3 protein-coding genes are annotated in these 8,986 nt (G+C 47.2%); 1 reads left to right on the top strand and 2 read right to left on the bottom strand.

Translation table 11 applies throughout. The features are described from left to right. Positions 1-31: 31 nt before the first annotated feature. Both ACRCZA_RS04355 and ACRCZA_RS04350 read right to left on the bottom strand, forming a co-directional pair. Entirely contained in the window at positions 32-2,599 is a 2,568-nt protein-coding gene (locus ACRCZA_RS04355; RefSeq protein ID WP_438673250.1) for a TonB-dependent receptor plug domain-containing protein, read from the bottom strand. A gap of 1,308 nt (positions 2,600-3,907) precedes the next feature. Beyond that, the gene (locus tag ACRCZA_RS04350) at positions 3,908-6,754 is read right to left on the bottom strand and encodes an ExeM/NucH family extracellular endonuclease (RefSeq protein WP_438673249.1); all 2,847 of its coding nucleotides are present in this window, start codon (positions 6,752-6,754) and stop codon (positions 3,908-3,910) included. 788 nt (positions 6,755-7,542) lie between these two features. Between ACRCZA_RS04350 and ptsP the strand changes: the two genes are divergently transcribed. Continuing rightward, the coding region (gene ptsP, locus ACRCZA_RS04345) for a phosphoenolpyruvate--protein phosphotransferase (protein ID WP_438673248.1) at positions 7,543-8,986 on the top strand (1,444 nt) is incomplete at its 3' end.

The raw sequence follows: 8,986 nt of genomic DNA, 5'->3' as shown, positions 1-8,986 counted from the left end.
CAATCGAGGCATTCGCACTCGCCTCTTCCGCTTAAAAACGGTAATTTACACGGCCGTAATAAAAGCCACCATTGTAGTCAAATGGTCCGCTTTCATAATAAATAGCGCCGAGTTCACCTAGGGTGCCATTTTTCAGTTTTTGTGCTTCTTGGTCAAATAAGTTATTTGCCCCGACAGAGACAGTTAAGCCATCAAACAATGCATAACTGACGTCTAAATCGACCGTGATTGCGGCATCCGCCATTTCAGATCCCCACTCTGAGGTGTCATCCGCGTGCGTCGCATAGTATTCACCAAAGTAATTACCCCGTAACGACATCGACAGTTGATCCCAAGATTGAGCCCAAGTGAGTGTGGCACGATGCGCTGGGATGCCATCTTCTAAACGGCGTACTTTACCCGCGTCTGTTGTTTCGGGGTCAAACTTATCAACACTGGTATCAGTCCAGCCATAAGCTAGGCTAAATTTGGTATTACCAGACAGTAATTCTGTATCATAGGAGCCAACGATGTCGATACCTTGGGTAGTAGTATCAAAATCATTGGTGTAGTAAGTCACTCCTTGAATTAACTCTGGGAACTCAACACCCGCGGCACGCAGTGCATCATAATCTGCAGCTTCTACCTCAATCTTACTCGATTGAGCAATACGCCCTTCGACTTCAATATTGTAGTAATCAAGGGTTAAGAAGAAGTTTTCATACTCGTACACCGCACCTAGCGCATAACTCACTGACTCTTCAGGCTTGAGTACTTCACCGCCATAAAATGCCGATAACGGATCCGTTGGGGGCGCGATAAAGGTTTGGATTAAATTACCATTAACAATGGATGTTTGTGTGTTGACGACGTTCTCTTGCCCAACCGTTGGAGCGCGGAACCCCGTACTATGTGAGGCGCGGAACGAAAGCTCTTCAGTCGCAGCGTATTGCGTGGATAACTTATAATTTAACGTGTCACCAAAGGTAGAGAAATCTTCATAGCGTAACGCAGCGCCCAATAACCAATGACTTGTTAAATAAGCCTCTAAGTCAGTATAGATCCCGATGTTATGCCGAGAGTTTTTACCGGCCGATTCTGGACCAAAGCCTTTGAAACCGTGAGAACCAATGCTAAACCCTTGCGATGCATAAGGACCTGCAATCCAAGAGGCTTCATCCCCTTGGATGATTTCAAATGACTCATTACGCCACTCGAAACCACTAGCAAAACTGATGTCTTCAATACCGCCTAAGGTCATCATTCGAGAGAGATCTAGGTTTATCGTGCTTTCTTTTTGATCATAGGCCCCAGTATCGAAATCAGTAGGCGTATCTAATCCCATAGACGGGTTGAGTGAATTTTTAAGGCCAAAACTGGCTTTATTGCCACCCGTTCCGGCACTGAGATCATAATTCCAAACCCCAATATCCCCCTTAACTCCGCCAAAGAATGACATGTCTTCAATCGTACCGGTAAAACTTGGGGTATAACCACCGGGGAAAATTTGATTCATCGAGAAACAGTTTGGATCGGCCACCATAGCCTTGTATGCATCTGTATCTAATACGTTTCCATCAACGGGTACGGGCACTGTTGCACATGTCGCCGGTCCACCATTGGCTAAACCCACATCGCCGACTAATAATGTTTTCCCGCCATCGACCGAATAAACGTTACCACGGTTATGAGGGTTGCGGTAATAGAACCCGCCGACAGCATCCCGTGATGCATAGTTACCAAATGCATATAAACGTGCCTTCTCGGAAATATCAAAACCCGAGTTGACAAAGATACTGTAATCATCATTGATTTCTGGGTTACCCCACACTTGAGCAGGATCCTTGACGAAGCTATTACCGACATCGATTAATGCCTTTGCATCAGGGCGCTGCACGCTGCGGCTGGTCGCATCGGCATTCTTGTATTGTAAACTCATGTTAATAAAACCATGGTCTGTGACCGCCAGTCCAAGGTTACCATCAATCGTCGTTGTGGCGCCGTCACCCTCGTAATATTCACCTTGACTCACAGTGAGTGAGCCGCCGTCAGCGTCATCTTTTAATACAAAGTTCATCACACCGGCGATAGCATCTGAGCCATATTGTGCTGCAGCACCATCACGCAACACTTCAACTTGTTTGAGTGCAGCATTAGGGATCACTGAAATATCAGGCCCTTGTGCACCATCGTTAATACCGCCACCTTGGAAAGCAATAACAGCGGCACGATGACGACGCTTACCATTAACGAGTACTAAGGTACTGTCTGAAGGTAAACCTCGCAGGTTAACGGGACGAACCAAGGTTGCTGCATCACTGATAGGCTGAGCACGGGAATTGAATGATGGGATGGAAGTCACCAACATATCGATCATGTCGGTTGAGCCATTTTTCTTTAAGTCATCACTACTGATAATATCAACCGGTACGGGTGAATCACCAATTGAACGTGGTGCGGCACGCGTACCAATTACTGCAATTTTTTCAATACTTTCCGCTTTGGCTGCTTCAGTTTCTTCTGCAAACACCCCAGTACTTGCCATCGAGCCTGTTAAGGCAAGAGAAACGGCTAAACTTAGCGAGCTCAACCCAAATGTTCTTTTACTATATATCGTCATAATTTCTCATCCCCATGGCTTGTTATAGTTGTTTTCGAGCTATCTCCACTCAGAGTATTTAATGACCTCTGATTTTTGGGAGACAAACACTTACAAATGTATCATTCCGGAAACATATTTATAACATTCGTGAAACATAATCCAGCGTTAAATGGAGTCAATCGCAAATTCGATGATGCTATTGGCTTCTGTTCAGCGGTTTTCTTGGTCGCCGAGCCGGACGCAGACTTCTGCAAACCGTCCAATCCATGCTCAGCCTGTTTATGGCGCCACTGTTGTTGATGATTGGAATAGAACTTTTCACGCCTTAGCTGGTCATCAAATGCATGATGTCACCGACCTATTTCTGGTTCAGTCCTGCTACGCTAAAGCCAGCATTGTTGTCTCAATGAATGAACCTTCCACCTAAGGTGCGATCAGCTCCTGTGAATACCGCACAGGAACCGCTATCAGATGCGCAAATCCAAGCATCGCATCACCAATTGGCCGGAATATCACAAGCCGTTGACTAAGCGGCGGCACTGACTTTATGGATTGTCAATTTAAAAAATCGAGTAATTGAGCAGAAAAGCACGGGCAAATAACCCGTGTTGATTACATTAATCAGGTGAGTTTTTAACCAACAATGAGTCATCTGCAACTATTAGGATTAGCAATTTAAATAGTTTATGCTGCTGAGTGGTCTTTAACGAAAACCAAGAGCAGAAAGCAATAACCGATTGTCAACTGACTGTTCAAGCAGACCCCACATAGCCTAGTAGCAGATTGCCGCAAGGGAACGGTTATGGCGCAGCAGTTAAAAGCTACCAACGCTGCTGCACGGTCGTATCAGCTTGTAGAGACTTGCGTAAGACGCGAAACTTCGAGCAGTGGCTAACGAAACAAGAAGTATCGCCTGATAAGGCGGCGAGAAGTCACGAGCCAAAGCGAGTAAATTTGGGGGGAGATGGATAGCGTACATAGCGAAGCTAGGTACGCTTTTTGGTTTTGTATGTAGGCCTTCAAGGTTTCCAATAAAAAGCTTTTCGGTATTCAGCGTATTGCTTACGGATCTGCCTACTCATTACCATCTTTGCCGGTTTGCGAATAAGAGAATGGTCTTGTAGTGATTGTGGCGCTACGCATGACAGAGATGTTAATGTGCTAGGATATTCTCGCGGCCGGGCATGGCCGTCTAGCGGTAAGAATCCCCCACTATAATCAGCTTGCCTGATTTAATGGTGGGAGGATGTCAAATCATCATATCATGAATGAAAGTCAAAAAGCCTGTGATGCAGGCTTTTGATATCATAAAGAAAGTGCTAACACTTAACGGTATGTCAGTGTCGTGGAATCCGTTAATTTATCGTTGTCTTTAACGGTTAACTCAACAATATGCTCACCGCCGCGCGCCAGACGTAGTACTACAGGACCATTAGCGTGAGTACCATTATCGAACTTCCATTTATGTTGCTTGATCACACCATCGGTATCATAGCTGGTCGAAATGAACATATCGACTAACCACAGATTAATACGTTGAATTTGGGCAACGGGTGGTTTTTTCACGTTTTCAACCACTACAGTCACTATTTGCGAGCTGCTATGGCTTAAGCCGTCATCGTCGGTTACGGTTAACGTCACCACATAATCACCACTTTGCGCATAGGTGTGAGATGCGGCTTCTCCCATGGCTTGAGTGTTATCGCCAAAGTCCCACTGGCTAGAGACAATTTGACCGTCACTGTCGATTGAAGTTGAGGTGAATTGCACGGCTGCACCATTCACCACTTTAATGAAGCTGGCTTCTGGGGCGACTTTTTCGGCTTCGAGCAAGAGTGAAATCACCACAGGATCATGATCCGATGAGCGATAAGCATCACTGGCATACAAGTCTTGCACCTGCGCAGGCGTCTTAAACTCCTCGTTGTAATCTAATACCCGTGGCTCATCGGTATTGATATGCCACTCGGTCACATCCACTACTTTATCCACTAGCGCAGCATTCGCTAAAGCATGGTCTAACTGTCCAGACTCGCCAGAAAACACGTAGGAGTAAGCATGAGTTTTTTCAAGTTTGGCGAATAACTCGCTAAAACCGGCATTCGCCAGCGCGGTCAGTGGATCTTCCTTGGCATACGCGTTTAAGTCGCCTATCAGCAATACACCTTGTTCGGGATATTGTTCGCTAATCCACTGCGCTGCTGCCGTTGCAGCTCGGGTACGAGTAATATTGCAATTGCCTTGACCGTCGTTAACATCGGGGTCACCTGCACACTCACTGCCCTTCGATTTCAAATGATTAACCGCAACGACCACATTCTCGTTACTGCCATTGAGCACGAAGGCTTGCGTCAACATTGGGCGGTTTTTGCTGTCATCGAACAACGGTTGGCCAGTTTCATCTACCGGAGAATTGGCGCTAGTTAATATGCGCGCATCGCCCTGCGGGTTAACTTTGTCGCTACGGTAGATTAAACCGACGGTAATGGCATCCGAGCCAATTGCATTTATGTTATTACCATTGACCTTTGGAATAACATAAGCGTAGCGATTTTCACCCACGGCAGCATTGAGGCCCGCGACGAGATCGGCAATCGCTGAGTTTGCGCCAAAACCATCGTTTTCGATTTCCATCAGACCAAAAACATCGGCACCAATACCGACCATGGCACTGATAATTTTCGCTTTTTGACGCTCAAACTCGCTCACGGTATTCGCGCCGCGTGCCGTTGGAAATCCGCTGCCTTGGCCATCGCCATTAAAGTAGTTCAGTACGTTAAAGCTGGCGACTTTGAGATTACCGCCTTCAGCTAGTACTGGCGATTGTGGACGAGGATTTTCCGCCACAAAATTAACTGGCTCAGTCGGCATGATGCGATAAAAATTAAAGCCATAGTGCATCACACCAGTGAGTGCTGTGGCTTTATCTCCGACACGTACCGTGTTCGAAGCGCTTAAACCTGGCGCGGGGAAAATCACCGGATCAGGATTCTGCGCCGTTAAGCCATCATCAAGTAAAATACTGTCTTTCTGATTGGCTGCACTGACAGCTAAGGCGTCGACCCCAGGCGCGGCAACTTGTGTCCCAATAAAATGACGGCGGCTGCCCAATAAAATTTCGCCATATCGACCGAGGTTGTAGACTTCGTTTACCACTAAATCTTGGCTAAAGCGTACGCGCATGCCTTCGAAAGGCTCAAAACCATCACTCGAGTTCAGGGGTAAAGTCACCACTGCAGCGCTCGGTAAAGTTTGCCCTGCGATGCAAAGTTTATGCTCGGCTACCGTTGTCAGCTCAGTTAAGCCCTGGTATTCAGTCACTTTGGCTTTTAAACGTATACGATCGCCCGCCACGTACCCCGTGGGTGTATTGCCAGTGTAAACAAACACCCCTTCCGAGGTTTGCGGATCGTTATCGGCTTCGCTGTCAGCCATTTGTACGAAAATACCCTTCAAGCCAACTTCTTGGTTACTCACCACTATGGCCTCAACCACTAAGGTTTGTCCGTTTAGCGGACTGACATTGGTCGAACCTTGCAAGGTATGAATCGCGGTCGATGCTTCACCACAAACGAGTGAGCTCGGTGGAGGGTCAACAGGATCGGTTGGCGTACCAGCGCTGAACTTACCGAGATCGGCGATAGCATCTTTAGCAAAACCTAACCAAGTATTAAAGGTGACTGCATCATCAATAATAGGATCGGCAATTAATTGTTCAGGATTACGGCGTAGCGTGTTGTCCTGTGTCGATAAATCACCGCTACCCCACTCGCTACCCGGGTCAACACCCACTTGGCCCAAACTATCAATCACTTGGTCTTGATGAATTAGGACAATAGCATCATCGCCGTTGAAAAAACTGGCGTTACTTTGTTGATTGGTGACCGCTAAAATATCTGCTGAGGCATCGTTATCCGCAACAACATAAGTCGCACCAGCGGCCAAGGTGCCATTGAGGCTGATAGCGCTGCCCACATTAGTGCTGCCATTAAAATAGAAACGCAATTGGTACTGGCTTAAATCAATACTGCTTGATGTTGGGTTATACAATTCGATGGCTTTATTATTGCCGCTGCCTTCCACATATTCAGAAATAATCAAATTATCCGCACCGTGAACAACCCCGCAGACGCTGCTGATGGCTAACGCCAACAGTGTTTTGTGTTTAAACATAGTGTCCCCTAAAAAGTATCGTGATTGATATTGAATTTAACCCGTAAAGGCTTTTCTAAGCTTCTAGCCTCGAAAACAGGCGATACTATAGGAAATGCGTGTTACGCATTGGTTGCGATTTGGTTGCAACTTAAAATAAGCATAAAAAATAGTGGATTGTGCTAGAAAAAATAGCGACATATAAAAAGGCATATTGACGTTTCGAAGTGAGATGAGGTGCATTCTGGCAATGCTCGCGCTCGTGACACAAGGAGTGATGTGTCATTATTCCAATCAAATAACAAACGTATCTTATACTCAGGGTTGAGAACGGACTCTGATTTAATGGCTCCACACGAATAAACCGACCAAGCTTATAATCGTAAATCCGCCCATTTATATGAATTAATCGGAATTGATTAACGAGCTGACTTTTAAAGAGCGCTATAAATACAATGAATTACAACAGCATTCGCTCAATTGAACGAACATTGGGCTAACTTAAAGGATGGCTTGGGCAACTTCTTGTTGTTCAAAAGATTGTGGCAAATGCCCCCAGATTGAGCTTTTTGACTGTCGATGCTCGACTCGGTAAGGAAGAAGGCCTTTCTACCTAATACCATGGATAACCCCATGTGGAGGGTATGCTTAGGCCGCATTTAAGCGCTGCAGTCGTGAATGTGGGAACCCACTCTAAATGTGGCGACCATCGCTAAAGAGTGAGCCTAATAGACCAATCCGATAAAAGCCGCTAATCTACTGCAAAAACTACCGTTGTGATGTCGGCCAATGGCCAAATGGGAAATGATATGGCAATAACAGGGATCATAGTGTCAGCAGGCATCGCCTTTGGCGAGGCATTGCACCTTAATCATCCACCCCGTCACCTTGACTATCGTCCCATCCCCAAGACGCAGCTTGACCAAGAGCAGCGCCAATTGGCCACAGCATTGCAGCAATTACAAGCGCAGCTCATATGCAGTCAGGCCTCTTTAGCCGACACGAGCGACAATTATCAACTGATTGAAGCCGATCTCTTATTACTGCAAGATGAGGAATTGATTGCGCAGATCGTAGACGCCATCAACCAATTACAGCTCTGCGCCGCTGTCGCCGTGGAGCGGATTTTTACTGAACATGCCAACGCCTTACTCGCCCTTGATGACCCCTATTTAGCCCATCGCGCAGAGGATGTGCATTGCCTTGGGCAGCGCCTTATCGGCGCAATAAATGGCACATTACCGCAAGGTGTAGAGCAACTGTGTCGCCCGACCTTGCTATTAGCAGAGGATCTAACCCCCGCCGAATTTGCCCTACTCCCCAAAGCATTTATTACAGGCATAGTGCTTAAAAGTGGTGGCTTAACCAGTCATACGGCTATTCTGGCAAAGGCTGCGGGGATCCCTGCACTTTTACATTGTGACTTTGAGAGCGCCGCCATTGCCAACGGCACACCTCTGGCCCTCGATGCTATCGCAGGCGAGCTGATCATCAAGCCTACCTCGGCAAAGCAAGCACAGCTCGAGCAACGCTTGCAACAAGAGTGTGCTCGGCGCCAAGCACTGCTTGCCTATAAAGGACAATGCAGCCAAACCCGTGATGGTCACCGGGTCAGCTTATTAGCCAATGTCGGCAATCTTAATGATATGGCGAGCATCAATGATATCGGCGCCGATGGCATTGGCCTATTTCGCACCGAATTTATGCTGATGCAGGTCAGTACCTTACCCGATGAACAGACCCAATATCGCCTCTATTGTGATGCGCTGCAGCTGCTGGCAGGGAAAATATTTACCATAAGAACCTTAGACATAGGCGCCGACAAAGATGTGCCCTGCCTGCAGCAAGAAAGAGAACCCAATCCCGCCCTCGGAGTGCGGGGGATCCGCTACGCCTTGGCTCATCCAGCGCTGTTGACCACCCAGCTGCGAGCCATTTTGCGAGCGGCCAAACATGGGCCGATCCGCTTGATGTTCCCGATGGTGAATCAAGTCGAAGATCTTGATCAAATCTTCCAACTGATTGAAACGTGCCAGCAAGCATTAGCCGCCGAGCAAAAAAGCTATGGCAGGCTCAGTTATGGGATTATGGTCGAAACCCCAGCGGCGGTGCTCAACCTAAGCGCTATGCTACCAAGGCTGGATTTTGTCAGTATTGGCACTAACGATCTCACCCAATACACCATGGCCGCTGACCGCAGCAATGCGCAGCTCACACGCAGTTACCCTTCCTTGTCCCCTGCGGTGTTAACCT

It is taken from the genome of Shewanella sp., from assembly GCF_051658185.1.
Classification (GTDB): Bacteria; Pseudomonadota; Gammaproteobacteria; order Enterobacterales; family Shewanellaceae; genus Shewanella.
The sequence above is the reverse complement of the archived record's forward strand: the minus strand, read 5'-3'. Positions and strand labels throughout refer to the sequence as shown.